22 protein-coding genes and 1 riboswitch are annotated in these 26,418 nt (G+C 71.4%); of the genes, 10 read left to right on the top strand and 12 right to left on the bottom strand.

The genetic code is table 11. From position 1 onward, the window contains the following. The first annotated feature begins 7 nt into the window (after positions 1 to 7). Positions 8 to 1,237 (top strand): hypothetical protein, encoded by a 1,230-nt coding sequence (locus tag ACIRA5_RS12495; RefSeq protein ID WP_403690113.1) that lies wholly within the window; start codon positions 8 to 10, stop codon positions 1,235 to 1,237. A gap of 500 nt (positions 1,238 to 1,737) precedes the next feature. Here ACIRA5_RS12495 and ACIRA5_RS12490 read toward each other — a convergent pair whose 3' ends face one another. Continuing rightward, positions 1,738 to 2,061, bottom strand: a complete 324-nt coding sequence (locus tag ACIRA5_RS12490; protein WP_282459373.1) for a chorismate mutase — start codon at positions 2,059 to 2,061, stop codon at positions 1,738 to 1,740. Positions 2,062 to 2,494: 433 nt separating this feature from the next. On the opposite strand from ACIRA5_RS12490, the gene guaA reads away from it, so the two are divergent. After that, positions 2,495 to 4,075, top strand: coding sequence for a glutamine-hydrolyzing GMP synthase (gene guaA / locus ACIRA5_RS12485; protein WP_403690111.1), 1,581 nt, complete (start codon positions 2,495 to 2,497; stop codon positions 4,073 to 4,075). Positions 4,076 to 4,084: 9 nt separating this feature from the next. On the opposite strand, the gene ACIRA5_RS12480 is transcribed toward guaA, so the two are convergent. Beyond that, a complete protein-coding gene (locus ACIRA5_RS12480) occupies positions 4,085 to 4,603 on the bottom strand; it encodes a pyridoxamine 5'-phosphate oxidase family protein (RefSeq protein WP_403690110.1) in 519 nt (172 codons plus the stop codon). 189 nt (positions 4,604 to 4,792) lie between these two features. Between ACIRA5_RS12480 and ACIRA5_RS12475 the strand changes: the two genes are divergently transcribed. Then, positions 4,793 to 5,587: a class II aldolase/adducin family protein gene (locus ACIRA5_RS12475; protein WP_403690107.1), complete on the top strand. Its 795-nt coding sequence runs from the start codon at positions 4,793 to 4,795 to the stop codon at positions 5,585 to 5,587. A gap of 17 nt (positions 5,588 to 5,604) precedes the next feature. Here the strand turns inward: ACIRA5_RS12475 and ACIRA5_RS12470 are convergent, their stop codons facing one another. Continuing rightward, complete coding sequence (locus tag ACIRA5_RS12470) at positions 5,605 to 6,522, bottom strand: DUF4429 domain-containing protein (RefSeq protein ID WP_403690106.1); 918 nt, start codon at positions 6,520 to 6,522, stop codon at positions 5,605 to 5,607. A 164-nt stretch (positions 6,523 to 6,686) separates the two neighbouring features. On the opposite strand from ACIRA5_RS12470, the gene ACIRA5_RS12465 reads away from it, so the two are divergent. Next, positions 6,687 to 7,991 carry a hypothetical protein gene (locus ACIRA5_RS12465; RefSeq protein ID WP_403690103.1) on the top strand — a complete coding sequence of 435 codons (1,305 nt, stop codon included), beginning with the start codon at positions 6,687 to 6,689 and terminating at the stop codon, positions 7,989 to 7,991. A 262-nt stretch (positions 7,992 to 8,253) separates the two neighbouring features. Then, a complete protein-coding gene (locus ACIRA5_RS12460) occupies positions 8,254 to 8,790 on the top strand; it encodes a TQO small subunit DoxD (protein ID WP_352050563.1) in 537 nt (178 codons plus the stop codon). A 136-nt stretch (positions 8,791 to 8,926) separates the two neighbouring features. Here ACIRA5_RS12460 and ACIRA5_RS12455 read toward each other — a convergent pair whose 3' ends face one another. Together ACIRA5_RS12455 and ACIRA5_RS12450 are read right to left on the bottom strand one after the other, a co-directional pair. Beyond that, entirely contained in the window at positions 8,927 to 9,151 is a 225-nt protein-coding gene (locus tag ACIRA5_RS12455; protein WP_075028455.1) for a hypothetical protein, read from the bottom strand. Continuing rightward, positions 9,138 to 10,604 carry a PspC domain-containing protein gene (locus tag ACIRA5_RS12450; RefSeq protein WP_403690100.1) on the bottom strand — a complete coding sequence of 489 codons (1,467 nt, stop codon included), beginning with the start codon at positions 10,602 to 10,604 and terminating at the stop codon, positions 9,138 to 9,140. The genes ACIRA5_RS12455 and ACIRA5_RS12450 overlap by 14 nt, the downstream gene beginning before the upstream one ends. A 180-nt stretch (positions 10,605 to 10,784) precedes the next feature. On the opposite strand from ACIRA5_RS12450, the gene ACIRA5_RS12445 reads away from it, so the two are divergent. Both ACIRA5_RS12445 and ACIRA5_RS12440 read left to right on the top strand, forming a co-directional pair. Next, positions 10,785 to 12,074 carry a PspC domain-containing protein gene (locus ACIRA5_RS12445; RefSeq protein ID WP_373306448.1) on the top strand — a complete coding sequence of 430 codons (1,290 nt, stop codon included), beginning with the start codon at positions 10,785 to 10,787 and terminating at the stop codon, positions 12,072 to 12,074. After that, on the top strand, positions 12,071 to 12,952 hold the full coding sequence (locus ACIRA5_RS12440) for a LuxR C-terminal-related transcriptional regulator (protein ID WP_403690098.1): 882 nt from the start codon (positions 12,071 to 12,073) through the stop codon (positions 12,950 to 12,952). Before ACIRA5_RS12445 ends, ACIRA5_RS12440 begins: the two co-directional genes overlap by 4 nt. A 22-nt stretch (positions 12,953 to 12,974) precedes the next feature. Here ACIRA5_RS12440 and ACIRA5_RS12435 read toward each other — a convergent pair whose 3' ends face one another. Further along, the gene (locus tag ACIRA5_RS12435) at positions 12,975 to 13,607 is read right to left on the bottom strand and encodes a hypothetical protein (protein ID WP_352050567.1); all 633 of its coding nucleotides are present in this window, start codon (positions 13,605 to 13,607) and stop codon (positions 12,975 to 12,977) included. Between the two features lie 137 nt (positions 13,608 to 13,744). Further along, positions 13,745 to 14,836 (bottom strand): NlpC/P60 family protein, encoded by a 1,092-nt coding sequence (locus tag ACIRA5_RS12430; RefSeq protein WP_403690095.1) that lies wholly within the window; start codon positions 14,834 to 14,836, stop codon positions 13,745 to 13,747. Positions 14,837 to 15,248: 412 nt separating this feature from the next. On the opposite strand from ACIRA5_RS12430, the gene ACIRA5_RS12425 reads away from it, so the two are divergent. Then, positions 15,249 to 15,602 carry a hypothetical protein gene (locus ACIRA5_RS12425; RefSeq protein WP_403690093.1) on the top strand — a complete coding sequence of 118 codons (354 nt, stop codon included), beginning with the start codon at positions 15,249 to 15,251 and terminating at the stop codon, positions 15,600 to 15,602. 93 nt (positions 15,603 to 15,695) lie between these two features. On the opposite strand, the gene ACIRA5_RS12420 is transcribed toward ACIRA5_RS12425, so the two are convergent. Together ACIRA5_RS12420 and ACIRA5_RS12415 are read right to left on the bottom strand one after the other, a co-directional pair. Continuing rightward, positions 15,696 to 16,670 carry a tellurite resistance/C4-dicarboxylate transporter family protein gene (locus tag ACIRA5_RS12420; protein WP_403690090.1) on the bottom strand — a complete coding sequence of 325 codons (975 nt, stop codon included), beginning with the start codon at positions 16,668 to 16,670 and terminating at the stop codon, positions 15,696 to 15,698. Between the two features lie 95 nt (positions 16,671 to 16,765). Further along, positions 16,766 to 17,944, bottom strand: a complete 1,179-nt coding sequence (locus ACIRA5_RS12415; RefSeq protein ID WP_403690087.1) for an NlpC/P60 family protein — start codon at positions 17,942 to 17,944, stop codon at positions 16,766 to 16,768. Positions 17,945 to 17,950: 6 nt separating this feature from the next. Next, positions 17,951 to 18,124: riboswitch (cyclic di-AMP (ydaO/yuaA leader) on the bottom strand. Between the two features lie 326 nt (positions 18,125 to 18,450). Between ACIRA5_RS12415 and pcrA the strand changes: the two genes are divergently transcribed. Beyond that, positions 18,451 to 20,970 (top strand): DNA helicase PcrA, encoded by a 2,520-nt coding sequence (pcrA, locus tag ACIRA5_RS12410; protein WP_403690084.1) that lies wholly within the window; start codon positions 18,451 to 18,453, stop codon positions 20,968 to 20,970. Between the two features lie 124 nt (positions 20,971 to 21,094). Here pcrA and ACIRA5_RS12405 read toward each other — a convergent pair whose 3' ends face one another. Then, entirely contained in the window at positions 21,095 to 22,762 is a 1,668-nt protein-coding gene (locus ACIRA5_RS12405; protein WP_403690081.1) for a peptidoglycan DD-metalloendopeptidase family protein, read from the bottom strand. Positions 22,763 to 22,846: 84 nt separating this feature from the next. After that, positions 22,847 to 23,719, bottom strand: coding sequence for an esterase/lipase family protein (locus tag ACIRA5_RS12400; RefSeq protein WP_403690079.1), 873 nt, complete (start codon positions 23,717 to 23,719; stop codon positions 22,847 to 22,849). A 455-nt stretch (positions 23,720 to 24,174) separates the two neighbouring features. On the opposite strand from ACIRA5_RS12400, the gene ACIRA5_RS12395 reads away from it, so the two are divergent. Further along, complete coding sequence (locus ACIRA5_RS12395) at positions 24,175 to 24,591, top strand: cobalamin B12-binding domain-containing protein (RefSeq protein WP_067366859.1); 417 nt, start codon at positions 24,175 to 24,177, stop codon at positions 24,589 to 24,591. Between the two features lie 101 nt (positions 24,592 to 24,692). Here ACIRA5_RS12395 and ACIRA5_RS12390 read toward each other — a convergent pair whose 3' ends face one another. Further along, a complete protein-coding gene (locus tag ACIRA5_RS12390) occupies positions 24,693 to 26,324 on the bottom strand; it encodes a DUF5691 domain-containing protein (protein ID WP_403690076.1) in 1,632 nt (543 codons plus the stop codon). Positions 26,325 to 26,418: the final 94 nt, after the last annotated feature.

Below are 26,418 nucleotides of genomic sequence, written 5' to 3'. Positions count from 1 at the left end.
GATCCTCGTGTCTGACAAGCAGCCCGAAGGGGCGGGGGAGTCCGGGGAGTTCAAGCAACCCTCGGTCCCCGACGAGGTGTGGGAGCGGTTCGCCCGCGACACCGAACGTGACATCCGCAGTTCGGCGCCGAAGGAGCCGTCCGCCCGGGCGCGCATGGTGACCGAACGGCTCCGGCAGAAGGACGCCAAGGGCGCCCAGCCGGAGGGGTGGCGAACGGGTCCGGCCTGGCGGGAGATGGACGGGCGCGCGTCCCGTCGGCGCCGGCTGTGGGCGATCCTCGGCGTGCCCGTCGCGATCGCCGTGGCGCTGGTCGCGGTCAAGCCCTCGCTGCTGCCCGGCGACCCCTTCGGCACGTCGTCCGGTACGCCGTCCGGGGGCGCGTCCGCCGCCGCCCTGCCCGCCGAGACCGCGCCTCCGACCGCCGCTCCCTCCAGCGCCGCGCCCGACACGCCCACCCTCGACAGGCCGTTCGCCGGCTCGCCCGCCGAGGGCTGGGCCGACGGCGCCGCCGCCATTGTCGTACCGAAGGCGAAGCCGGTCGGTACGTTCACGAGCGCGCAGGTGGCCGCCGCCCTGAAGCAGGCGAAGACCCTGCTCGTCGGCGCGAACCTGGCCCCGGGGACCCTGCGGGGCGAGCGCCCCGAGAGCGCGCTCGCCGTTCTCGACCCGAAGCAGCCCCGCATGCTCGACGACGTGAACAGCTGGCTGCGCGCGCCGGGCAAGAAGCACGATCCGCTGATGCTCTTCAGCCGGTTCGACCCGGCCGAGGTGCGGCCGGCCGGGGATGTGGTCAAGGTCCGTGGCCGGATGACGTTCAAGGCGGGCGAGCACGGGTCCGTCGCCCTCCACATGGACTACACCTTCGTCTACCCCCTGATCCAGGCGGACCAGGCATCGAAGGCGTCGGGGGCGACGGAGACGTCCGGGGCGCCGACCGAGGGTTCCGGCGGGGGCTCGGCCGAGGTGGCCCGCACCATCGTGCGCCGCGTCCTCGACCTCGAACTCCTCGACCCGCGGAAGTACCAGGCCACTCCCGGCAAGCTGTCGGTCATCCGGTACGACCAGGACCTCGGCAACACCGCCTGCGACGTCTACGACGGATTCCTGCACCCCCAGTTCGACTCGGCCGCCCCCAGCGGCGCGCCTCCGACGGGGCCCACGACCGACCCGTACGACCGCAGCCGGGACATCGAGCACTCCGGCACGGAGACGTGCGGCACGCTGTCCCGCACCTGATGCGAGGTGACGGGCGTGCGAAGGGCCCCGCGGGACGGAGACCGCGGGGCCCTTCGTCGTCAGCACCGACGTCAGGGCAGCGCCGGTGCCTGGGGAGCGGCGCCGGGGGCTGCGCCGCGGGTCTTGGTACGGACACGGGGTATGGCTACAGGTGTACTGACATGAGGGGACGGATACGGGGGGTACGGACACGGGATACGGGACGTGGGACCGTGGAACAGATTCCGCCGGACGGCCCCGGGCGTCCCCGGAGCCGACCGTTCTCTTGAGTGACCGGGCCGCTGTCCCCTGCCGTCCGGTCACACCCCTGGGACGAGGTCCCACGACGTACGGCACGATCCGTACGTCTCATCGCCCCAGTGGAGCCACGCGTGGTTCTTTCGGGCCCGCCCCTGGCTGGCACGGACACCGGGACCAACGAAGTCCGCGGCGCCGCGGTCACGCGCCGTACGGGTGAGAGGGCATGCGTACGTGCGTACGTGAGCACGTCGCGTACGGGGTCAGACGCGGCCGCGGCACAGCTCCAGCAGCGTCATGGCGAGCGAGGTGCCCGGCTTGCCGAGCGCGTCCCTGAAGTGGGCGAGGATCTCCATCTCGCGCGAGAGATTCACCCGGCGGCCACCGGACTCGATCCGGGCCTCCTGGATCACCTTCGACACGGCCATCCGTTCCTGGACGAGGCCGATGATCCGGTCGTCGAGGGCGTCGATGCGTTCACGGGCGCCGGTGATCACGTCTGCGGCCTCGTCGGTACGGGCGCCGGTCTTGTCGAGTACGTCGGCCATGGTGGGCTCCTCTTGGGATGAGGTGCCCCGGATCGGCAGGACCCGGAAACGGCAGACGCCCCGGGCCTTGTCGGCCCGGGGCGCCTGGGAAGTCGCTTGTCAGTTGCTCAAGCAGCACGACCATGGCAGCCGGTGGGCCGGTTGCCATAGGTAAACACGAAGGTCGCCTGCGTAAGCATGCAAGCAGTATGCCCACAAGGCCCTGCCACGTCCAAGCGGGTTCGGATCCTGAGATCCCCGTGCCCCTGAAGGGGCGCTGCGCGCATCTTCAGCCCGTCCGGCGTATGAGGACGAGGCCGTTCAGGCCGATCGGGGGTCCGGGGGCGGAGCCCCTGGCGGGGTCGAAGGGGCGGAGCCCCTGGGGATGGGTCGGGTAGGGGGCGGGGGCGCAGAACCCGGTGCAGGCACGCTCGCGCGGACCCCCGGTAGACTTGATACCCCACACCCCCTGCTCACCGCCGGAAGGCAAACCGTGCCAGAAGCGTCCCCCGCCGCCCCCGACACCGTCCTGGTTGTCGACTTCGGTGCGCAGTACGCCCAGCTCATCGCCCGCCGCGTCCGCGAGGCCCGGGTCTACAGCGAGATCGTGCCGAGCACCATGCCGGTCCAGGAGATGCTCGCCAAGAACCCGGCGGCGATCATCCTCTCCGGAGGCCCCTCGTCGGTGTACGCCGAGCGCGCCCCCCGCCTCGACCGAGCGATCTTCGAGTCCGGCGTCCCCGTCTTCGGCATGTGCTACGGCTTCCAGCTGATGGCGACGACCCTCGGCGGCACGGTCGACAACACCGGCGCCCGCGAGTACGGCCGTACGCCCCTGCACGTCTCGAAGCCCGGATCGACCCTCTTCGAAGGCACCCCGGACGAGCAGTCGGTGTGGATGTCGCACGGCGACGCGTGCAGCGCCGCCCCCGAGGGCTTCACGGTCACCGCGTCCACGGACGTCGTCCCGGTCGCGGCCTTCGAGAACGACGAGAAGAAGCTGTACGGCGTCCAGTACCACCCGGAGGTCATGCACTCCACGCACGGCCAGCAGGTGCTCGAGCACTTCCTGTACCGCGGCGCGGGCCTCACGCCGAACTGGACGACCGGCAACGTCATCGACGAGCAGGTCGCCCTCATCCGCGAGCAGGTCGGCGACAAGCGCGCCATCTGCGGCCTCTCCGGCGGCGTGGACTCCGCCGTCGCCGCCGCCCTCGTACAGAAGGCCATCGGCTCCCAGCTGACCTGCGTGTACGTCGACCACGGCCTGATGCGCAAGGGCGAGACCGAGCAGGTCGAGAAGGACTTCGTGGCCGCGACCGGCGTACAGCTGAAGGTCGTGGACGCGCAGGAGCGGTTCCTCACCGCGCTCAAGGGCGTCTCGGACCCCGAGGAGAAGCGGAAGATCATCGGCCGGGAGTTCATCCGGGTCTTCGAGCAGGCCCAGGCGGAGATCATCGCCGAGGCCGCGCAGGGCGAGGACGTCGCCTTCCTGGTCCAGGGCACGCTCTACCCGGACGTGGTCGAGTCCGGTGGCGGCACCGGCACGGCCAACATCAAGTCCCACCACAACGTGGGCGGCCTCCCCGAGGACCTCGAGTTCGAGCTCGTCGAGCCGCTGCGCAAGCTGTTCAAGGACGAGGTCCGGATGGTCGGGCAGGAGCTCGGTCTCCCCGACGAGATCGTCCAGCGCCAGCCCTTCCCGGGCCCGGGCCTCGGCATCCGGATCGTCGGCGAGGTCACCAAGGAGCGCCTGGACCTGCTCCGCGAGGCCGACGCCATCGCGCGCGAGGAGCTCACGGCGGCCGGCCTGGACCGTGACATCTGGCAGTGCCCGGTGGTCCTGCTCGCGGACGTCCGCAGCGTGGGCGTCCAGGGTGACGGCCGCACGTACGGCCACCCGATCGTGCTGCGCCCCGTCTCCTCCGAGGACGCGATGACCGCCGACTGGTCCCGCCTCCCGTACGAGGTCCTCGCCAAGATCTCGACCCGCATCACCAACGAGGTCGCGGACGTCAACCGAGTCGTCCTCGACGTCACGAGCAAGCCCCCGGGCACGATCGAGTGGGAGTAGTCCCACCCGTCAGGTCCGCCTGAGAGTCCGCACCGGCTCTCCGGGCATCCAGACCTGGACGACCAGGTAGGTGTCGTCCTCGACGCAGGTCCGCACGACCTCCGTCAGCTCGGTGCGGAAGAGGTGGAACGGCTCCGGCGGTTCCACCTCTTTCACGTACGCGGCCTTGATCGCCCCGTCGTCGACCTCGACGGCCCGCCCACTGATCCGGACGTCCCCGCCGCCCATCGCCGTGCCCGGCCCCGGGTTCGCCTGGAGCGCGAAGCGCGGGTCGCGGCGCAGGTCGAGTGCCTTGAGCGAGTCCGGCATCATGCCGAGCCACAGCTCGCCGCGCAGGAAACGCACCTCCAGGCCGGTGGTCCGGGGCGAACCGTCCTTGCGGAGGGTCGCCAGGACGTGGTGCGTGAAGGCCCCGAAACGCTCTTCGACCGACTGGGCGAGTGAGGGTTCGGCGGCGGCGAAGGTGCCCCAGCGTGCAGGGTTCTCATGGTCGGCAGGGCTCACGGTAAGGCCGTTGGCAGCGCTCATACGGTGAGTGTGCCGCCCATACCCGACATCTTCTGTCGGGTATGGGCGGGCGCTCGGCAGGCGCTCTCGGGCAGCCGCCTCGGCTCTCTCGTAACGGTTGCGCACTCTCTTCACCGAACGGCTCTGTTCTCCTGCACCGACCGGAGGTAACTTCCGCTCCGTATCGGACACGCCAGTGCTGGAGGACCTATGCAAGGGCCCACGCCGCCCGTGCCCCTGCCCACCGACCAGCTGCAGTTCGCCATGCCGCCGATGTACGACTCGTTGGACGACGAGCGACGCCATCGCAAGGAACGGTTGGCCGGGGCGCTGCGGATCTTCGGGCGGCTCGGCTTCGAGGACGGGGTCTCCGGTCACATCACCGCGCGCGACCCGGAGTACAGCGACTGCTTCTGGGTGAACCCCTTCGGGATGCCCTTCAAGCACGTCACCGTGAGCGACCTGGTCATGGCCAACCAGGACGGGCAGGTGATCGAGGGCCGCTACCACGTCAACCAGGCGGCGTTCACCGTGCACGCCCAGGTCCATGCCGCCCGCCCCGACGTCGTCGCCGTCGCGCACTGCCACTCCGTGCACGGCCGCGCCCTGTCCGCCCTCGGCGACCTGCTCGACCCGATCAGCCAGGAGAGCTGCGCCTTCTACGAGGACCACGCGCTGTACGACTCGTACACCGGTGTCGCCGTGGACACCGAGGAGGGCCGCCGGATCGCCTCCGCGCTCGGCACCCGCAAGGCGCTCGTGCTGCGCAACCACGGGCTGCTGACCGTGGGCGACTCGGTGGACGCGGCGGCCTGGTGGTTCCTGTCGATGGAGCGCTCCAGCCAGGTCCAGCTGACCGCACGGGCCGCGGGCCGCCCCCTCCTCATCGACCACAAGCAGGCGGTCGCGACCCGGGAGCAGCTCGGCGGCGACCTGGTGGCGTGGATCAACTACCAGCCGTTGTGGCAGGACATCAGCCGCAGCGAAGCGGACCTCCTCAGCTGAATCCCGGTGCGCAACGGCTAGAAACCCCGCAGTACGGCCGCCTTGGTCGCCGCGAACTCCTCGTCCGTGAGCACACCGTCGCGGTGCAGCTCGCCCAGCTCCCGCAGCCGCCGCAGCAGTACGTCGTGATGGTCGGCCTGGGCCGGTACCGATGCTGCTGCCGGCGACGATCCTGGTCCCGCCGCGGCGGTGAGTTGCGGCGGGACGTCGACGTGCTCGCCCGCCCGGAGGGACGGATGTGGCAGCCGGGCGGTCACCGCGGCGGCGACGAGCGCCGTGAGCAGGTCGCGGCGGGCGCTGCCCCACAGGTCGAGGGCGAACGGATCCTTCTCCGGCGGCAGCTTGGAGAACACGGTCTCGCGCGTCACGAACCGCAGAAACCCGTCCTCGTACCCGGAATTGGGCAGCCACTCCACCTGCACCAGGTCCCCGACGGCGATGATCCGCGGCCCCGTCGCCCGCTTGACCCGGTCCGAGGTGTCCGCCCAGTCGATCCGCACCTGCGCGCCGTCGAAGGAGACCGTGCCGTCGCTGGACCGGACGGACACGGGCACGGGCGGCCCCGCGAGGAGGAAGGCCTTCGCCGGCTCCTTGGGGATCTGGTCCAGGAGCAGGGCGTGCCGGATCTCCTCGGCGACGTACTCCGCGACCCCGGTACGGTCGATGTCGACCGTCAGCCGGTACGGGTCCGCCGCGTCGGGCAGCCGCCCGCCGGTCGCCTGGAGCAGCGGATCGGCACCCTCACGGAGCCTGAGGCGCAGTCTGCCGCGCTTGCGTTCGGGTTCGTAGACGATGCCTGAGACCGCCTCCAGGGGAACGGCGATCTCTCCGTACGTCTGCCGGAACAACGGCACGGAGCGATGGAGTCCCGGCGTGATCCTGACCGTGCTGCCGTCGAAGGCCCAGGTCCCGTCGCGCTGGATGATCTCGGCCATGGGGAAATTCTCGCAGCCGGGTCAACACGGGGTCCCCCGCTTCACCCGCGTTGACCAGACCTGCCCGACGCGAGCACTGTTTCGTGCGGCACAATGCCCTGTCATCGCAAGGCAGTTGCAAGACTTGCGAGGCAGCTCTCGGCGCGGGGAAGGCGGCAGCGGGCGTGGCGGTGCAGGAGGCGAGACACGGCGCGGAGCGCGGTGGCGGGCTCGGTGCGGGACAGGGGGCGGCGCACACGGGCGGCTGCACCTGCGGGGACTGTCCGCACGGAGCGCGCGAGGGGCACCGGCGCGCCGTCGCCGCGTTCCTCGCCCGGCGCGACGAGCTGGCGTCAGGACAGGGACTGCCCGCCGCCGTCGCGCACTCGGCGTCGGCGTCCCGGCAGTGGGTTTCCGACGAACTCACCCAGTCCGCCGACCTGGTCGCCGAGCGCGGACGCGTCGACGGCGAGGCATGGCTGGGACGCCTGTGGCGACGCACGGCGTACGCGGTGTGGGGGGCCGTCCTGGCCCTGCTCGTCGTCCAGGCGCTCACGGCGATCGGCGCGGGCTGGACGGCGGCGCGCACGGCGGGCCTGCTGGCCGCTCTGGTGGTGGCCGCCGGGCTGACGGGCGCGGGCTATCTGCACCGGGCGCGCGGCGGGGCCCTCGCCCCGGTCGTCGGCGAGGACAACCGCCTTTCCACCTCACGGGCAATGGCCGCCGGCTGGGTCCTGTTCGTCGTCTACGCCGTACTCGTCCTCGTGGGCCAACTGGCGGCGGCCTCCGCCCACGGCAAGCGCGACGACCTGATCGCCGGCCTCGAACTCGCCCGCGGTGCCGGTGTGGTGACCGTCGTCGCCGTCGTCTGCGCGATCGCGGTGCTGGTACGCCGGGTCGTGGGCCTGCGGGTCCTCGGGCAACGCCTGCAGAAGGTACGCGCGGACCGGCCGCGCGCCGCCGACCTCCTCACGGACGACTCCGGCCGGGGCAGCTTCGCCGACATCCAGTACGTCGTCATCGGCGCCGTCGCCCTGGTCTTCGCGGCGGTACGGCTCGCCAGGCGCCCGGAGCAACTGCCCGACCTCCCCTGGGGCCTGGCGCTCCTGGTCCTCGTCTCGGCGGCCACCTACCTCGCGGGCAAGTACGCCGAGGGCGGCCGCCCCGTCATCCTCTCCGTCGTCCGCTCCCGTGAGGCCGGCGACCTCGACGCGCCGATCCGCACCGGCGACGACATCGAGATCCGGGGCGCCGGTTTCGTCCCACCCGGCGCCCAGAGCGCGGACCGTCTGTCCCGCATGGTTGTCCGCATCGGCGCGGTGCACGTCCATGTCCCCCTGGTGCCGGTCCCCGGCGGCTTCAGCAACCCCACGGACGCGGTCCTGACCGTGCCGGTCCCGGTCGACGTGGAACCGGGCCGGGTGGAGGTCCAGGTGGTAACGGCAGCCGGAGTGGAAACGAACCGCTGCCTGATCGAAGTGACGGACTGAACCCCGCGGCCGCGGGCGGGGGTCTCACCACTCCGCGGCTGCGGGCCGGGGCCTCACCGGAGTAAGTTCGAATGCGGGCGGGTGGGCCCACCGGAGTCGTTCGACTGCGGGCCGGTGGGGGCCGTTCGCGCAGTTCTCCGCGCCCTTGGGGGCGTGCCCGCGCCATCAAAAAAACTGGCCCCGAGCATTGAGCGGGAACCCGTTCTCGTACGTATGGTCTGTTGAGGGGTCAACGGCACGTGGCGAGAGGCGGCGGAGAGCGATGACTCACGGTATGCGGTCGGACACCCAAACCCCCTATCTCGACGGCGGCGGACGAGACTGGCGGGACACCGCCACCCGCTATGCCCTGTTGCCCCTGCGCGTCTTCCTCGGCGTCACCTTCATCTACGCCGGCATCGACAAACTCACCAACAGCGCCTTCCTCTCCGACTCCGGCTCCGGCTCGATCGGCGAGCTGATGCGCAATGTGCATGACTCCTCCGCGATCCCGGCCCTTGTCGACCTCGCCCTGAAGAGCCCCGTCGGCTTCGGCTATGCCATCGCCTTCGGTGAACTGGCCGTCGGCATCGGCACCCTCATCGGCCTGCTGGCCCGTCTCGCGGCGCTCGGCGGCGCGCTCATCTCCCTCAGCCTGTGGCTGACGGTGAGCTGGGCCTCCGACCCGTACTACTACGGCAACGACCTCGCCTACCTGATGGCCTGGCTGCCCCTGGTCCTCGCGGGCGCCTCGGTCTTCTCCGTCGACGCGGCCTTGCGCGCGAGGCGCGGCCAACGGTCCGGAAACCTCCGCTACTGAGTAACGCGGGTCAGGACGGTTCAACGCAGCGCGTCGCACGGCATCGCAGGGTGGCTCGCACGTGCAGGGCCTTGCAGGCTGGTGGGTGCAGGGAGTGGATCGCCCTGCACCCACCAGCGCTCCGTTCACGCCCCCGCTACCCGGAAACCCCCGCCCCCCGCCGCCGCAACCGCCGCCGACGTATGCCATGGGTCAGGAACGCCACCGCGCCCGCCAGGCAGAGCCCACCCGTGACGACGGGGATGATCGCGAACCACGGTGTGTCCCACCAACCGCCCGCGTCGCCCGCGTAGGTGACGCCCGCGGCGGTGAGGAACAGGCCGGCGACCAGCTTTCCCGGCTGGAACTCATGACGTGGCACGGATCACCTCTGCCTGTCCCACGCCGACCTGGAGGTTCAGGTCGAGCGTGCCGCCGTTCTTGCCGCCGGTCGGGGCCGGCAGGGTCACCTGCTTGTGCTTGCCCGGTTCCACGTCCACGTCCTTCTTGCCGTCGCCCGGCAGTTGGATGTCCCCGACGCCCACTTCGATGTTCAGCTTCACGGTCGCGTCCTTGGGGACGATCACCCTCAACCGGCCCGCGCCCACCTCCGCGGCCGTCGTCACCGTCTGGCCCTTGGTGAGGCCGAGATGGGTGAGATCGAGGGTGCCCACACCCGTGCCGAGGTCGAAACGCTCCGGCACGGCGGCAGCGGTCCTGGGGGTCCACTCGACCCGCATCCAGTGGGTGCTGATGTCCTTCGGCATGGCCACGGAGCCGGCCAGCAACGCTGCCGTGATCACTGCGAGGAAGATCGACCCCGCGCCCGTACGCCCCACGAACGCGCTGAGTGCGATGCCCAGGCCGAACACGACGAGCGCGCAGGACAGACCGGTCTGCAGGCTGATGGCGAGCGGATGGTCGTGCCACGTCAGGCCGGTGCCGAGGCCGCCCGCGACCAGCGCGAGCAGGAAGACCCAGCCGCCGATCCAGCGCGGGCCGCGCGGCTGCGGCTCACGGGCCGCGCGGAGGTCCCGTATGTCCGGGCGGGGCATGCCGCGGGCGATGTTGAGCGCCGCCGCGACATCCCGGTCCCGGGCGTCCGACGGGCCCCAGAGATAGCCGGTGCCGCCCACGTGCGAGCCGTCCTTGACGATCGGGTCGCGCCACCAGGACGGGTAGGAGACGGGGACGGGGGGCGCCTGCGCCTCCGGCGGGGCGTCCGCCACCGCCTGGGCGGCGAGCGGGTCGGGGTCGGGGGCGCCGCGCTGCTGCGACCAGTACCCCGCGCCCGCGAGCAGTAGGGAGAGGACGACGGCGAACGTCAGCACGCTGCCGTTGCTCAACATCGACAGGAACACCCCGCAGCCGACCAGCGCGAAGAGCACGGCCGCCAGCGCGTGGCCGTCGACGCGGCCGGTGAGGAGCTTGCGGACCTCGTTCTCCTCCTCGTCGTCGTAGGGAACGAACAGCCAGACGAAGCCGTAGAAGATGAGACCGATGCCGCCCGTGGCGGAGAGCACGGCGAGCACGATCCGGAAGATCACCGGGTCCATGTCGCACTGCCGCCCCAGCCCGGCGCACACACCGCCCAGCATCTTCTGCCGCCGGTCGCGCCGGAACCTGCGCGGGCCCTCGGGCGCGGGCGGCTCCCCGTGCGCGCGCGGTTCCTCACCTGTCGCGCCCGGTACTCCCACGCCCTCCGCGGCTCCCCCGGCGCCCGTGGCGATGCCCGCGGAGGGCGGCACGGTGGCCCGCGGCCCGGCGCCCGACGGTGGGGCGCCCGGGCCGGGGCCGGGATCCGGCTCCGCTGCCGCGCGCTGCTGATCTGTCATGTGTCCATGGTGACGGGCGGGAAGGCCCGGCGGCAGTCGGGACGACCCTGGCCGAACCCTGATATCGGCCCTGACGGGGGCGGGGGGGGAACCGTTCGAGCACCGGTCTCTCGAAGATCAGGGGAGTATCGGGGGTCGACCCTGATGCTCCTGCCCTCCGCCCGTGTGAACATCGATGGCATGCCGGAAGCCGCAGCAGTGCCCCTCGACGACCCGCGGCCCCCGCGCAAGCTCTACCGCAGCAGCGACGGACGCTGGCTCGGGGGCGTGGCGCGAGGGCTCGCCGGGCATCTCGGGCTGCCCGTGATCTGGGTGCGGCTGGTCTTCGTCGGCCTGTTCATGGCGGACGGCCTCGGGGCGCTGCTCTATGCCGCGTTCTGGTTCTTCGTGCCGCTCGGCGTCGGCGGCGTCGACTCCGGGCGCACCCCGGCCTTCACCACCGAGACCGCCCCCGACGGCCGCCGCAGACTCGTGGCCCGCAAGCCGGACCGGGGCCAGATGGTGGCCCTGCTCCTCATGGTCGTCGTGGCCATGGTCTTCGTCGGCAATGTGAATCTCGGCGGTGGGGCAAGGGCCTATCTCTGGCCGACCGTTCTCGTCGGCGCGGGCGTCGCCCTGGTCTGGCGCCAGGCGGACAACGCGCGGCGGGCCCGCTGGGTCGAGGTCGGCCGTCGTCGTCGTACGCTCACGCTGCTGCGCTCCGCGGCCGGTGTCCTGCTCGTCACCGCGGGCGTCTCCGGAATATTCGTGCTCCAGGGCTCGGCGGCCCACCTCGGGTCGGTCCTGCAGGCGGCACTCGCGGTCCTGGTCGGCACGGCGCTCCTCGCCGGCCCCTATCTCGTGCGCATGACCCAGGACCTCTCCGAGGAGCGCCTGATGCGCATCCGCGCCCAGGAGCGGGCCGAGGTCGCCGCCCACGTCCACGACTCGGTGCTGCACACCCTGACCTTGATCCAGCGCAACGCGGAGAACGCGAACGAGGTGCGACGGCTCGCCCGCGCGCAGGAGCGCGACCTGCGCGCCTGGCTCTACAAACCGGAGGGCACCGGCAAGGACGAGGCCGACGAGCCGGCGACCCTGGCCGAGGCGGTCCGTCGCAACGCGGCCGAGGTCGAGGACAAGCACGGCGTCCCCATCGAGGTCGTCGTCGTCGGCGACTGCCCGCTCGACGAGGGCCTGACCGCACAGATGCAGGCCGCGCGGGAAGCGATGGTGAACGCCGCCAAGTACGGTGGCGAGGGCGGCGCCGTACAGGTCTACGCCGAAGTCGAGGGCAGGACGGTCTTCGTGTCCGTCCGTGACCGCGGTCCCGGCTTCGACCTCGACGGGATACCCGCCGACCGCATGGGCGTTAGAGAATCGATCATCGGCCGCATGGAGCGCAACGGCGGTACGGCGCGACTGCGCGCGGTGCCGGACGGCGGCACGGAGGTCGAGTTGGAGATGGAAAGGGCGGAGAAGACGTCATGAGCGACATGAACGGACCGACCGGGCAGACCCCGGCATCGAACGGGCCGGAGGATGCCGCCGTGGGTACGGCCGGGGCGGGGGCTGTGGCCGCGACCGGGCCGACCACCGGGTCGGCCACCGAGTCCGTCGCCGGGTCGGCCACCGAGTCCGTCGCCGGTGTGGGCGTGCCCACGGGCTCGACCGCCGGCGGCCCCCACCCGACGGCTGCCGCGGGCGGACGCCGTGTGCGGGTCGTGCTCGTCGACGACCACCGCATGTTCCGTACGGGAGTACAGGCCGAGATCGGAGAGACCGAGCGGACCGGCGTCGAGGTGGTCGGCGAGGCCGCGGACGTCGACCAGGCGGTCACGGTCATCACGGCCACCCGGCCCGAGGTCGTCCTGCTCGACGTCCATCTGCCCGGTGGCGGCGGTGTCGAAGTGCTGCGCCGCTGCGCCCCGTTGATGGCCGACGCCCGGCAGCCGGTCCGTTTCCTCGCGCTCTCCGTGTCGGACGCCGCGGAGGACGTCATCGGGGTGATCCGCGGCGGCGCCCGTGGCTACGTCACCAAGACCATCACCGGCACGGACCTGGTGGACTCCGTCTTCCGCGTCCAGGACGGCGACGCGGTCTTCTCGCCCCGCCTGGCCGGATTCGTCCTGGACGCGTTCGCCTCCACCGACGCCCCGCCCGTCGACGAGGACCTCGACCGTCTCACCCAGCGCGAGCGCGAGGTCCTGCGTCTCATCGCCCGCGGCTACGCCTACAAGGAGATCGCCAAGCAGCTGTTCATCTCCGTGAAGACGGTCGAGTCCCACGTCTCGGCGGTCCTCAGGAAGCTCCAGCTGTCGAACCGGCACGAGCTGACCCGGTGGGCCACCGCGCGTCGGCTGGTCTAGCCGATCGCGTCGAGAGGGTTGCCTACCGGTGTTGCGCGTCGGGCGCCGGGCCCAGTATCCGCAGCGCCCAGCGGTAGTGACGTACGGCCTTCACGATGCCGATGAGGCCGGTCAGCCACAGGATCAGGCCGATGCCCATGCCCTGGACGACATCGCTGTACAGGGGGTGGCCGGGCTCGGCCCGCGCGGCTGTCGTGAAGGACGTCCAGGCACCGATCGCGCAGACGCCGAGCGAGGAGAGCAGCCAGAAGAGGCTGAGGCCGGGGGAGCGGAGCCGGGAGTCGGTCGGGGGGTGCCGGTCCAACTCGGACCAGGCGTCGAGCAGTCGGTGTATGTGATGGTCCCGGCGGACGGAGAGGGCGACGGCGACGACGGTCGGGGCGAGCGCGGCCAGGCCCAGCAGGGCGAAGAGCGGGCCCAGGACGAAGCCGGTGGGGTCGCGCTGCTCGAGTTGCCGCAGCGGCAGCACCAGCAGCGCCCAGCCGACGATCGCCGCGAGCGCCAGCAGCCAGAGCAGCAGCACCCGGTGCACCCCGAGGCTCCGCCTGCGCAGCTCCTCCAGCGCCCGCCCCCGGTCGGCCAGCAGCGCGGCGCGGTCCGGCCAGGTCCTGATGTGCGCGGGCGGCGGCGGAGGCGGCAGCAGAGAGCCGGGCATCAGAACCTCTTTGGCGACGGAGCGACGACGTAACGACGACGGGACGACGGAGCGATGACGACGGAAACAGAGTCCGCGCCGACGCTACCGTGATCCACTTCTCCGTCCGCACCACACCGCGGTCGCCCCCGCGTCTTTCACGCCACTCGGGTGGCCCCCGCGAACGGCATCTCGTCGACCGGCGCCAGCCGCACGGGCGCCGACGGGTTCGGGGCGTGGATCATCTGGCCGTTTCCGACGTAGATGCCCACGTGGCTGATGCCCGAGTAGAAGAACACCAGGTCACCGGGGCGGAGTTCGGACCGTGAGACCCGGTGTCCGGCGTTGATCTGCGCGTACGTCGTGCGCGGCAGCGAGATGCCCGCGGCGCGGTACGCGGCCTGGGCCAGGCCCGAGCAGTCGAAGGCGTCGGGCCCGGTGGCGCCCCAGACGTAGGGGCTGCCGAGCTTCCCGTAGGCGTACGCGACGGCCTCCGCCGCACGCGAGTTGGGTGCCGCGACGGAGCCGGGCGACGGCACCGGGCCGAGGTCCCGCGCGGCGGAGCGCGAGGCGCGCTGCCCGGCGCTTCCCATGCCCCCGGCGCCCCCGGCCACTCCCAGGTCCCCGAGCTGTGCGCGCTGCTCGTCGGTGAGGCGCGACAGCAGCTGCCGCGCCGTGTCCAGCTTCCCGGTGATCGTCTTCTTGGCCCGCTTGAGCTCCGCCTGACGCGACTTGAGCGAGGCCAGCTCGACATGCGCGGCCCCGCGCAGCTGCTCGATCTCCCGCAGCTGCTTGCGCACCCGGGCCACGGCCTCCGCCTGCCGGCTGCCGGCCCGCTCGGCGAACGCGGCCCCTTCCAGATACTGGTCGGGGTCGTCGGAGAGCGCGAGCTGCAGCGCGGGGTCCAGGCCTCCGCTGCGGTACTGCGCGGCGGCGATCGAACCCAGCGCGTCCCGTGCCGTGTTGAGCCGGTCCTCCTTGCGTGCCGCCTCGTCGCGCAGTGCGTTCAGCCGCTGCTCGGCCTTGTCGGCCTTGTCCTTCGCGCCGTCGTACTTCTGGGTGGCGACCTCCGCCTCCTCGTACAACTTGTCCACCTTGGCCTTCACCTGTGCCGGCGACAGCTGCGGGTCCGCGTGCCCCGTCCCGTCGAAGCCCGTCGCCGTGGCCGCGCCCGCGAGGGCGATGGTCGCGGCTGTGCGGGCCGTGTTTCCACCGAGCGAGCGCTGTCTGGGCTTTCGGTGCGCTGCCACGAGGGCCCACATCCTTCCCGGGGACTTGCCTACGACCGCCGGGGACGAGCGCGGTCAGCGGGGGACACGTCCGGCGGCGGCCCACACAGGGGGAGCGGGCCGCCGCCGGACCTTTCTCGGCGGTGGTGTCCGGCTGCCGCCCCTGGCCCGGGCGGCGGTGGGGAGCCGGTCACCTGGTGGAGGACGCTAAACCTGAGAGTGATGTCCCGGTAACGCCATGTACGGAAGTGGCGTCACTGGATCGCAGGGCGACCGTATGTGACCGTGATCCCGGCCCGGCGCAGTCGACTTCACGCGGTGTGATGACCGATGGGGCGGTTCCGGGGCAATCGGTGGTTCCCAGGTGGTACGGGTCTACAGGGGGTGGGCCGGTGACAAGAGGGGGCAGGGCCTCCGATTAGGCTCCGGCTCCATGGACGTACTCATCCATCTCTTCGTCGGCCTGCACATCATCGGCATCGCCTCGCTCCTCGGTGGTTTCCTCACCCAGATGAAGGCGATGGGCCAGGGCACCGCCCGGTTCGTCCCCGCCATGCTGCACGGCGCGCTGACCATGCTGGTCACGGGCGTCGCCCTTGTCGGCCTCAACCAGGCAGACGACCACTCGGTCAACACCCTCAAGATCGGCGTGAAGCTCGCCCTGCTGATCGTGATCCTCGGACTCGTCTATGTGAAGCGGGACGACGAGAAGGTGGACAAGGGCCTGTTCGGGCTCGTAGGGCTGCTCACGACCGCGAACATCTTCATCGCAGTGCTCTGGACCTGACGTCCCCCCGAAGGCCCCCACGGACGGCTACGGCGCTTCCGGACAGCGTTACGGATGCGCCCGCCCGCTACGGCTCCCGCGGACGCCCGCCCGCTACGGCTCCCGCGGACGCCTGACCGCTACGGCCGCCACCGCCAGCCACGCCGCGACCGAGATCCACAGCAGCACCTGCCCGAGCCCCCTGAGCCGGCCGACGCCGATGGCGGCCGCGACCGACAGCGTCGCCACCGCCGTCATCCCCAGCGGGAACACGGTCGCCCAGCGCAGCACGTCGTAGCGCGGTCGGGGCCACAGGGCCTCCGCCACGGCCAGCACGCAGTACGAGCCGAGGACGAGCACGAGCAGCGCCTCGGTCACCCAGCGCAGCACGCCGTTGTCGTCGTTGTTCCACAGATAGATGTTCGCCTGGTACGCGAGGATCAGCTTCGACCCCGCCAGCGCCGAGATGGCGAGCGCGCCGCCTGCGACCCACTGGTCCCCGGCGCCCGTGGCGACCTCGCGGTAGTCGAAGTAGAACAGTGCCGCCGCGTAGAGCACGAGCCCCAGCCAGAACAGCACCAGCGCGGTGTGAGCGAGCCAGTCCGTGTGCGTCGCGGGGGCGAGCGTCGCGCCCAGCACCGCGAGCCCCTGCGTGGCCACACAGCCGAGGAACACCCCTCCGGGCATACGGGGCCGCCATTGCCGTACGACCAGGAGGAGCAGCCCCGGCCAGAGCGCCGCCGACAGGGCGAGCAGGGCCTCGGCCGGCACCTTCCACCCCAGCGTGACCAGCCGCGTGCCGAGCACGGTGGTCGCCGCGACCGCGGTGAGCGCGCTCGGTGTACCGGCCTCCGTCAGCCACCGCTCCCGCTCCCGCAGCAGCCGTACGACGAAGGCCGCGGCGAGCCCGAGCCAGCCGACGGCCGCCAGGGCCAGCACGATCCGGGACAGGATCTCGTAGCCGGTCTGCTCCAGCCCGATCGAGATGATGCCGGTGGCCAGGATCGCGGCTCCGGCGCCCGGCGGACTCTGCGCCCACCAGCTGCGCAGGCCGGTCCGCCGGGTGCCGGGCGGGGAGATGGCTGACATGGGCCCGATGCTAAGGACCTTCGAGCGGGTTGGCGGCGGGCCACGCGCGCGTGGAGCTCGATGAGCCCCACGCGCGCGTGCCGGGCGGCGAGGCGTTAGGCCGGACGCACCACGCTGTGGATGATCGACTCGCCGCCGTAGAAGATCGACTCCTCGCGGACGTACGCGCCCGGCTTGGGGGCGTGGATCATCATGCCGTTGCCGACGTAGAGGCCGACGTGGCTGATGTCGTCGTAGAAGAAGACGAGGTCACCGGGCTTGATGTCGGAGAGCGGGACCGTCGTGCCCACGTTGACCTGGTCCCAGGTGGTACGCGGGAGATCGACGCCGGCGGCCTTCCAGGCGGCCTGCGTGAGGCCGGAGCAGTCGTAGGAGCCGGGCCCGGTCGCGCCCCAGACGTACGGCTTGCCGACCTGGGTGCGGGCGAAGGCGAGGGCCTTGTCGGCCTTGGCGGTGTACGAGGAGTCGGTGGCCGAACTGCCGGAGGTGCCGGCGGAGCCCGTGGTCCCGGAGGTGCCGGAACCCGTCTGCTGCTGTGCGGCCGCCTCCTGGGCCTTCTTCTGCGCTGCGGCCTGCTGCTGGGCCAGCTCCGCCGCCTTGCGGTCGGCCGCTTCCTGCTGCTTCTTCTCGATCGCCGCGAGCCGCGCCTTCTCCTCGGCGGTCAGCTTCGACAGCAGGGAGCGGGCCTCGGCGAGCTTGCGCTGGACGTCGGCCTTGGACGTCCTCAGCGCGCTCTGCGTCGTGGTGAGCGTCTGCAGGCTCTCAGAGGCCTCCGCGCGCTTCTTCGTGGTGGCGGCCTGCTCAGTGACGTAGTCGTCGACGGCCGCCTTCTGGCGGGTGGTCAGACGGTTCATCAGCTGGGTCTGGTCGAAGTAGTCCTGCGGATTGTCGGCCAGCAGGAGGCTCGCGGTGTCGGGGGCGGCGGCGCCGGTGCGGTACTGCGCCGCGGCGAACGAACCCAGTTCCTCGCGCGCGGTGTTGAGCTTCTCGGTGCGCTGGGCCACGTCATCGAGGAGGGAGTCGACGCGCTTGCGCTGCTGGGCGGTCTTCTCCCTGGTCGCGTTGTACTTCTCGGTCGCCGTCTCGGCCTGGTGGTAGAGGTCGTCGACCTTCTTCTCGACCTCTTCGATGCTCGGCTTGGAGTCGGCCGAGGGCGCGGCGTTCGCCGTCTGGGAGAGCAGGGCCACGGAGGTGAGGGCCGCCGTGGCGAGGGCGGGAGTCCGTATACCCGCTATGCGCGTACCCGTAGGACTCCACTTGCGATGCGACGCCAAGGTGGCGACTCCTTCCGTCATCCGCCTACCGAGTTAGCTGTCGGGTTCGGGCGGGTACTTCCGGAAGGTTTGCCCTACGGTCCCTGCCCCAGCGGACAATTGGACCGATTCACCCCAAGGTCGGTTGGGTCCCCGGCTCCGGCTGCCACACGGGCGCACCGGACTCGGCGGAGGCCGCACGGCCCGGCGGTGTTCGCCGGTTGGGTCGAGCGGCCTGCCCGGCACGCTAGCCAACTCATAAGTGTTCTGTGAAGTTTGATGTGCGATATGCCCGATACATTTTTGTGACCTTGGTCCTGGCGGCCATTGATCGGGACTGGTTGTGGCTGACCGTAATGAAACGATCCTGAACGGTGACGGCGTCCGCGGTGGCAAGGGCGGCGGAAAGGCCGGTGGAAAGGGATCAGGCGCGGTCACGTAAAGAGACCATGTGCCGTCGCGGAAAACCGGTCGGGTTTTCAGGGTGGCCGCGGGTTGTCAGTGGGGCCGCCTAGACTCGGAGAGCGATGAGCAGCCTCTTTGATGACAGCTTTCTGGCGGACCTCCAGCCTTCCGGGGCCCACGAGGAAGAGCCCCCGCCGCCGCCCGAGGACGGAGCGCCGGAGCCGCTTCCGGACGACCTGTTCGGCGGCCGCTTCGACGCGCCCGCGAGCAGGGACGCCTACTACCGCGACGGCGCGCCCCGCCCCGCCGTGGACCCGGCGGCCCTGCTGGACGGGCTGAACGAGAACCAGCGCGCGGCCGTGGTGCACTCCGGCTCCCCGCTGCTCATCGTGGCCGGCGCGGGCTCCGGCAAGACCCGGGTGCTCACCCACCGCATCGCCCATCTGCTGGGCGAGCGCCATGTCCACCCCGGCCAGATCCTCGCGATCACCTTCACGAACAAGGCCGCGGGCGAGATGAAGGAGCGCGTCGAGCAGCTCGTCGGCCCGCGCGCGAACGCGATGTGGGTGATGACCTTCCACAGCGCGTGTGTGCGGATCCTGCGCCGGGAGAGCAAGAAGCTCGGCTTCACCTCCTCGTTCTCGATCTACGACGCCGCCGACAGCAAGCGGCTGATGGCGCTCGTCTGCCGTGATCTGGATCTCGATCCCAAGCGCTTCCCGCCCAAGTCCTTCAGCGCCAAGATCTCGAACCTGAAGAACGAGCTGATCGACGAGGAGGACTTCGCCGCCCAGGTCGCTGGGGGCATCTCCCAGACGGAGTCCGGGGGAGGCTTCGAGAAGACCCTCGCCCAGGCCTACGCGATGTACCAGTCGCGGCTGCGCGAGGCCAACGCGCTCGACTTCGACGACCTGATCATGACCACGGTCAACCTGCTGCGCGCCTTCCCGGACGTCGCCGAGCACTACCGTCGCCGCTTCCGCCACGTCATGGTCGACGAGTACCAGGACACCAACCACGCGCAGTACGCGCTGGTGCGTGAGCTGGTCGGCACCGGCGCGCAAGACGAGGACACCCCGCACGGCGAGCACGACCTGCTCCCCGCCGAGCTGTGCGTCGTGGGCGACGCCGACCAGTCGATCTACGCCTTCCGCGGCGCGACGATCCGCAACATCCTCCAGTTCGAGGAGGACTACCCGAACGCGACGACGATCCTCCTGGAGCAGAACTACCGCTCCACGCAGACGATCCTCTCCGCCGCCAACGCGGTCATCGAGCGCAACGAGTCCCGCCGTCCCAAGAACCTGTGGACCAACGCGGGCGCGGGCGCGCAGATCACCGGCTATGTCGCGGACACCGAACACGACGAGGCGCAGTTCGTCGCCGAAGAGATAGACCGTCTCACGGACGCGGGCGAGGCGAAGGCCGGAGACGTCGCCGTCTTCTACCGTACGAACGCCCAGTCCCGTGTCTTCGAGGAGATCTTCATCCGCGTCGGCCTGCCCTACAAGGTCGTGGGCGGCGTCCGCTTCTACGAGCGCAAGGAGGTCCGGGACGTCCTGGCCTACCTGCGTGTACTGGCCAACCCGGAGGACTCGGTCCCGCTGCGCCGCATCCTCAACGTGCCCAAGCGCGGCATCGGTGAGCGCGCCGAGGCGATGATCGACGCGCTCTCGCAGCGCGAGAAGATCAGCTTCCCGCAGGCGTTGAAGCGCGTCGACGAGGCGTACGGCATGGCCGCGCGGTCCACGAACGCGGTCAAGCGCTTCAACACGCTGATGGAGGACCTCCGTACGATCGTCGAGTCCGGTGCGGGCCCGGCCACTGTCCTGGAGGCCATCTTCGAACGCACCGGCTACCTCGCCGAGCTGCAGGCCTCGACCGACCCGCAGGACGAGACCCGGATCGAGAACCTCCAGGAACTCGCCGCCGTGGCCCTGGAGTTCGAGCAGGAGTCCGGTGCGGGTGAGGGCGAGACGCCCGTCGGGCTCGCCGCCTTCCTGGAGCGGGTGGCCCTGGTCGCCGACTCCGACCAGATCCCCGACGAGGATGAGGACGGCTCCGGCGTCATCACGCTGATGACCCTCCACACCGCCAAGGGCCTGGAGTTCCCGGTCGTCTTCCTCACCGGCATGGAGGACGGCGTCTTCCCGCACATGCGCGCGCTGGGACAGGTCAAGGAGCTGGAGGAGGAGCGGCGCCTCGCGTACGTCGGCATCACGCGCGCGCGAGAGCGGCTGTACCTCACCCGTTCGTCCATGCGCAGCGCCTGGGGCCAGCCCTCGTACAACCCGCCGTCCCGTTTCCTGGAGGAGATCCCGGAGACGCACCTGGAGTGGAAGCGCACCGGCGCGACCGCTCCCATGCCCTCGGGGCCCGTCTCCGGTGTGGCCGCCTCGCTGTCGTCCTCGCGTTCGCGGTCCGCGGCGTCCGGTGCCTCCGGCTTCGCGACGCGCCGCGGGGTCTCCGAGAAGCCGGTGGTCTCACTCGCGGTCGGCGACCGGGTCACCCACGACCAGTTCGGCCTGGGCACCGTGGTCGGCGTGAAGGGTACGGGTGCGAACGCGGAGGCGACGGTCGACTTCGGCGAGGCGAAGCCGAAGCGGTTGCTGCTGCGGTACGCGCCGGTGGAGAAGCTGTAGTTCTACGGGGCGGCAGCATGGCGCCCGGCGACGGCGTTCGGTCACGTCGCCGGGGGAGGGGCCGATGGATGACGTCGGGCGGCCCGGGGCCCCGTGGGTCACGTCAGGCCCGAGGCCCCGTGGGTCACGTCGGGTCCAGGCCGTGGCTGCGCAGCCACGGCAGCGGGTCGATCGCCGAGCCGCCCGCGGGGCGGACCTCGAAGTGCAGGTGCGGACCGGTCGAGTTGCCGGAGTTCCCGGAGAAGGCGATCTGGTCTCCGGCCTTCACGACCGTCCCCGACGGCACCTTGTAGCTGGAGAGGTGGCAGTACCAGGTCTCCGTGCCGTCCATCGCGGTGACGATCGCCATGTTTCCGTACGCGCTGTTCCACTGCGTCCGTACGGTGCCGTCGGTCGCGGCCATCACCGGTGTGCCGTACGACACCGGGAAGTCGATGCCCGTGTGCACGGACATCCAGTTGATGCCGGCCTGGCCGAAGTAGGCGCTGAGGCCCTTCTGCGTGACCGGGAGTACGAATTTCGGCCGCAGCCGCTCCTTGCGAGCCGCCTCCGCCGCCGCCTTCTGCTTCTCGGCAGCCTGCTGAGCCTTGAGGTCGATACGTTCCTGCGTCCGGCTGGCCCGGTCGGCGAAGTCGTCCGCGCCCGCGGAGAGGCTCTGGAGCTGGGTGTCCAGTTTGTTGTTGGCGGCCGACGGCTTCACCGCGGTCCCGTCGGACGCGCTGAGGGTCGTGTTGTCCTTGCTGTCGTTCCCGCCGATGGTGCCCACGGAGGCGGCGGCGATCCCCGCGACCCCCATCACACAGGCCGAGGGCACCGCGACGGTCAGCAAGGCGGAACGCTTCGCCGGGCTGCGTCGCCGGGAACGGGACGCGGACCGGTTCGCGGCACGGGGGGCCGGAATGATCTCTTCCATGCCCTCGAGCAGCGGCGCGTCCTGCGCGTCACCGGCGTCCTCGAACTCGTCCTCCGGGGCGCCGGATTCCTCGTACGACACCTGCTCGAAGGTCGCGGTCGCCTGCTGGTCGAAGGGCCGGTCGTCCACGTCGGACTCGGACACCGGCTGATGCTCGTAGGCCTCGGCGGCGAGCTGCTGCTCGTACGAATCGGCCTGCTGGTGCTGCTCGTACCCGTCGTACGGGTCGTGTTCGCCCGCGGTGTTCCACTGCGTGGCGTCGTAGGCGCCCGTTTCCTGGGTGTGCGCGGTCCACTGCTGGGCCTGGCCGGTCTGTTCGGCCTGGAGCCAGGCGGTCGCGTCCCACTGGCCGGTGCCTTCGGGGCCCGGGCGCTGCGCGGGGATGTCGGCGAGCTGCTGGTATCCGCTCGCCCAGGCGGTCGTGTCGTAGGCACCCGTGTCGTACGCGGCCTGGTGCTGCGCGGCGTACGGGTCGTAGTGCGGCATCTGGTGGCTGCCGGTGCCCCACTGCGTGGCGTCGTACGAACCCGTGCCGTCGCCGCCCGACATGTCGCCGAAGAGAGGGTCGGCCGCGAAGGTCGAGGTCTCGAAACCCGTGGTCTCGAAGCTCCCGGTCGCGTACGTACCGGTGGTGGCGTAGCCGTCGTACGAGGTGAAGTCGCCGTACTGGGCTTCCTGGCCACCGTACGACGCATAGGGCGCCGCGGCGGCATCGGAGGCCGGAGCCGGGGGCGTTACGGTCCCCGACGGGTGACGGTCGTTCACCAACTTCTCTTTCGCCTCGACAACAGGGGCTGGCAGAGCAGTGCGGCGACTGTACCCGGCGGTACGCGGGCGCGACAATCTTCCGCAGGTTTCCTCCGCTCGGGAAACGGGCATTCGGCCGTGTTTCGGGGGACGGCGGGCACGGCTTTGGCCTGGCGTTCGATTGCCGTTCGATGTTGAGGATGTTCTGTGGGGGTGTTACGCCACTGTCAGGCCCCCGGTTTCGGCGGCGGGCGCGGCGGCGGGGCGGGCCTGTGTCTCCTCGAAGTCGAGTGCCTGCCGTATCCCGGCGGCGACCGCGGGGTGGACGGGCAGGGCGAGATGTCCGATTCCGCTCACTTGGACGCTCTGCGCGAGCAGGTCCGGGTGATCGATGGAGGCGGTCTCCAGTGGGTCCATCAGATGGTCGAGGTCGCTCCAGAAGCTCACGAACTGCGTGCGGCAGTCGGGCGCGGGCTTGCGCAGCTCCTCGATCACCTCGGAACCCGGGCGCATCTGACGGACGATCGGGTGCGCGTTCATCAGCGGAATGACCTTCGTGCCCGCGTGCGGCGTACCGAGCGTGACCAGGGTGCGCACGCGCAGGTCCCCGCCGAGGCGCTGAACGTAGTAGCGGGCTATCAGTCCGCCGAGGCTGTGCCCCACTATGTCCACCTGGTCGCGCCCGGTACGCTCGCAGATGTCCTCAATGTGACGCCCGAGCAGCTCCGCGGCGGCGCGGATGTCGTTCGTCAGCGGCGAGTAGTTGAGCGACTCGATGTGCTGCCTGCCGTGCTGGGCGAGGTTGCGGCGCAACAGCACGAAGACCGAACGGTTGTCGATGAAGCCGTGCAGCAGCACGACCGGCGGCTTGGTCCCGGTGGGCAGCCGGGGCGCGTCGGGCCGGGGGAGCGCGGAGGTGCCGCGGCGCTCCTGGGTGATGCCGGACGGATAGAGGAGGAGGTGCCCGGCGAGGATGGCGAGCTCCAGGGCCGTCGCCTTCAACAGGGCCACCGAGAGCCCGGTCAGTCGGCTGGGCAGCAGGCGCTGACGGAGAGGGAGAAAGGGCAACTCAGCCCCGGTGACCTTCATGGCCGACCTCCAGTCGGCACGCAGCGGGACCGCTCTGTCCCCCGTGTGCCCTCGTGGAAAGCCGCGGTGGTGGTGCCGGTGGCGATGGCGTGGGCGGTTGCCGACGGTGCGTCCGTGGCGTGTGGTGCGCCGGTGACGCGACGGGATTCCCTGCCGTCGTGCTCCCGCCGGTGCGCCGCACCGCCGTCGCGCCTCCGTGATGCGACGGTGGTGCTGCCACCTGCTGGCGGCTCTCCTTGCGCAGGCTCCGGCCACGGCCCGCGCGTCGCAGATCCCTGCGGCGCGTGTGCCGCAGTGACGCGGAGCGGTGCGCGGCGAATGTGTCCCACCGTGTGATTTCCCCCTCGGTCTTCAGCGGGAAACTGCGGTTTGCACGGATCTGACGATAACGTTCGTTCACTTCCCCTGCCGGTGCGGTGCGGGGCGGTCGATGAAGTCCGTTCATGGAGGCAGTGATGGGTGTGGCAGCCGGTCCGATCCGCGTGGTGGTGGCCAAGCCGGGGCTCGACGGCCACGATCGCGGGGCCAAGGTGATCGCGCGGGCGCTGCGCGACGCCGGTATGGAGGTCATCTACACCGGGCTCCACCAGACCCCGGAGCAGATCGTCGACACCGCGATCCAGGAGGACGCCGACGCGATCGGCCTCTCGATCCTCTCCGGCGCCCACAACACACTGTTCGCCGCGGTCATCGATCTCCTCAAGGAGCGCGACGCGGAGGACATCAAGGTCTTCGGCGGCGGGATCATTCCCGAGGCGGACATCGCGCCGCTCAAGGAGAAGGGCGTCGCCGAGATCTTCACGCCGGGCGCGACGACCGCGTCGATCGTGGAGTGGGTCCGGGCGAACGTACGCCAGCCGGCCGGCGCGTAGCGCCTCTCCGGCGGGGGTGCGGTCCCCCTTGCTCGTGGGGCGGCCCCGGGTGGGTGGGGGCTGGTCGCGCGGTTCCCCGCGGCCCTCAAGGGGCGCTCCTGTCAGCGTGGTTCCGCACCATCCAGCTCCGAGGACATCACCGCGCGCAGACGCAGGGTGGTGACGAGGCGCTGGAAGGCCTCCGCCCAGTAGCCACCGGCACCGGGCGCCGCGTTCTCCGGCTCGTCGGCGACCGCCGTGAGTCCCTCCAGCCGCCCCGCCTCCGCCGGATCCAGGCACCGCTCGGCCAGCCCCATCACCCCACTGAAGCTCCATGGATAACTCCCCGCGTCCCGCGCGATATTGAGCGCGTCGACCACCGCCCGTCCCAGGGGCCCCGCCCACGGCACCGCGCAGACCCCGAGCAGCTGGAACGCCTCGGACAAACCGTGCGTGGCGATGAACCCCGCCACCCACTCGGCCCGCTCGGCGGAGCCCAGCGTCGCGAGCAGTTTCGACCGCTCCGCCAGCGATACCGCCCCCGGGCCGCCGGCCTCCGGAGCCGACGGCGTCCCGAGGAGAGCCCGGGACCAGCCCGGGTCCCGCTGCCGCACCGCCGCCCGGCACCACGCGGCATGCAGCTCGCTCCGCCAGTCGTCCGTCACCGGAAGCGCCACGATCTCCTCCGGCGTACGTCCGCCGAGCCGTCGCGACCACGTCCCGAGCGGCGCTGCTTCGACCAACTGGCCCAGCCACCACGACCGTTCCCCTCGTCCCGCCGGAGCTTTCGGTACAACACCGTCGCGCTCCATGCTCGCGTCGCACTCGTGCGGCGCCTCGACGACGATCGAGGGTGTGCCCCGAGTCCGGTCGACGGCCACGCATGAGCCGGCCCGTGCCGCCATCCGCGCGGCGAGCGCCGAACCGGGCAGCGCGGACAGCAGTTCCGCCGCCGTGGCCCGGACGTTGCGGCTCCGGTCGGCGAGCGCCCGCTCCAGGAACGGTTCGTCCGCCGCGCACAGTCCGGAGCGCAAGGAGTCGAGGAACATCAGCCGGTCCTCGGCCCGCTCGGTCGCCCAGCTGGTGGCGAGCAGCTCGCGTGCGGCCCCGGGGTCCTGGGCCCGTATCGATGTGAGCAGTGCGACCCGCTCGGCGAAGAGACCCTCCTGCCAGAGCCGTTGCGTACGTTCGGGGTCCTCTGGGCCGGGCAGCGTGGTGCCGCCGCCGGGCAGCGAACGCAGGGCGAAGCGCCAGTCCGGGTTCAGCCGGGCGAGCCACAGGGCGCGCGGCCCGGCGAAGGACAGGGCCGCCGGCCGCAGGTCCGTACGGCCCCGGGCGGCGTCGAGGAGCGCGGGCAGTGCTTCCGGGGGCGGTGCGAAACCCCGCGCGTTCGCCAGCGCGAGCCACTGCGGCAGCAGCTCCATGAGGTCGGGCGCCGTGCCCCGGCGGCCGCCGCCTCCCGTGCCGGGCCGGTCCGCCAGCAGCGTCGCGAGTCGATGGGCCGCGGCGGGCGGGAGGGCCGGTCGTGGGTCGGGCGCGGCGGGCTCGGGACGGGCGGCCGCCCGTGCGGCCCGCACCCCGGCCCGCCGCCGCAGGGTTTCCACCGCGGCCGCGTCCAGCAGGGCCATCGGTGCCTCGCGCCCGGCGGCCCAGGCGGGAGGCGGGCGCCGCTCGGTCCCGAGCAGGGCCATCGTGACGAGCTCCTCCCAGGAACCACCGACGGGCGCGCCCGCGGAGGCGGAGGTCGTGTTCATGAGCGTCCTTTCCGTGGGGAGGCGGTGCTGATGGCTTGAGCGGGGACAGTGGTGTTGGTGTTGGTGTTGGTGCTGTGGGCGGTGCTGGTGGTGC

It is taken from the genome of Streptomyces sp. NPDC096311 (genome assembly GCF_044763085.1).
Classification (GTDB): domain Bacteria; phylum Actinomycetota; class Actinomycetes; order Streptomycetales; family Streptomycetaceae; genus Streptomyces.
The sequence above is the reverse complement of the archived record's forward strand: the minus strand, read 5'-3'. Positions and strand labels throughout refer to the sequence as shown.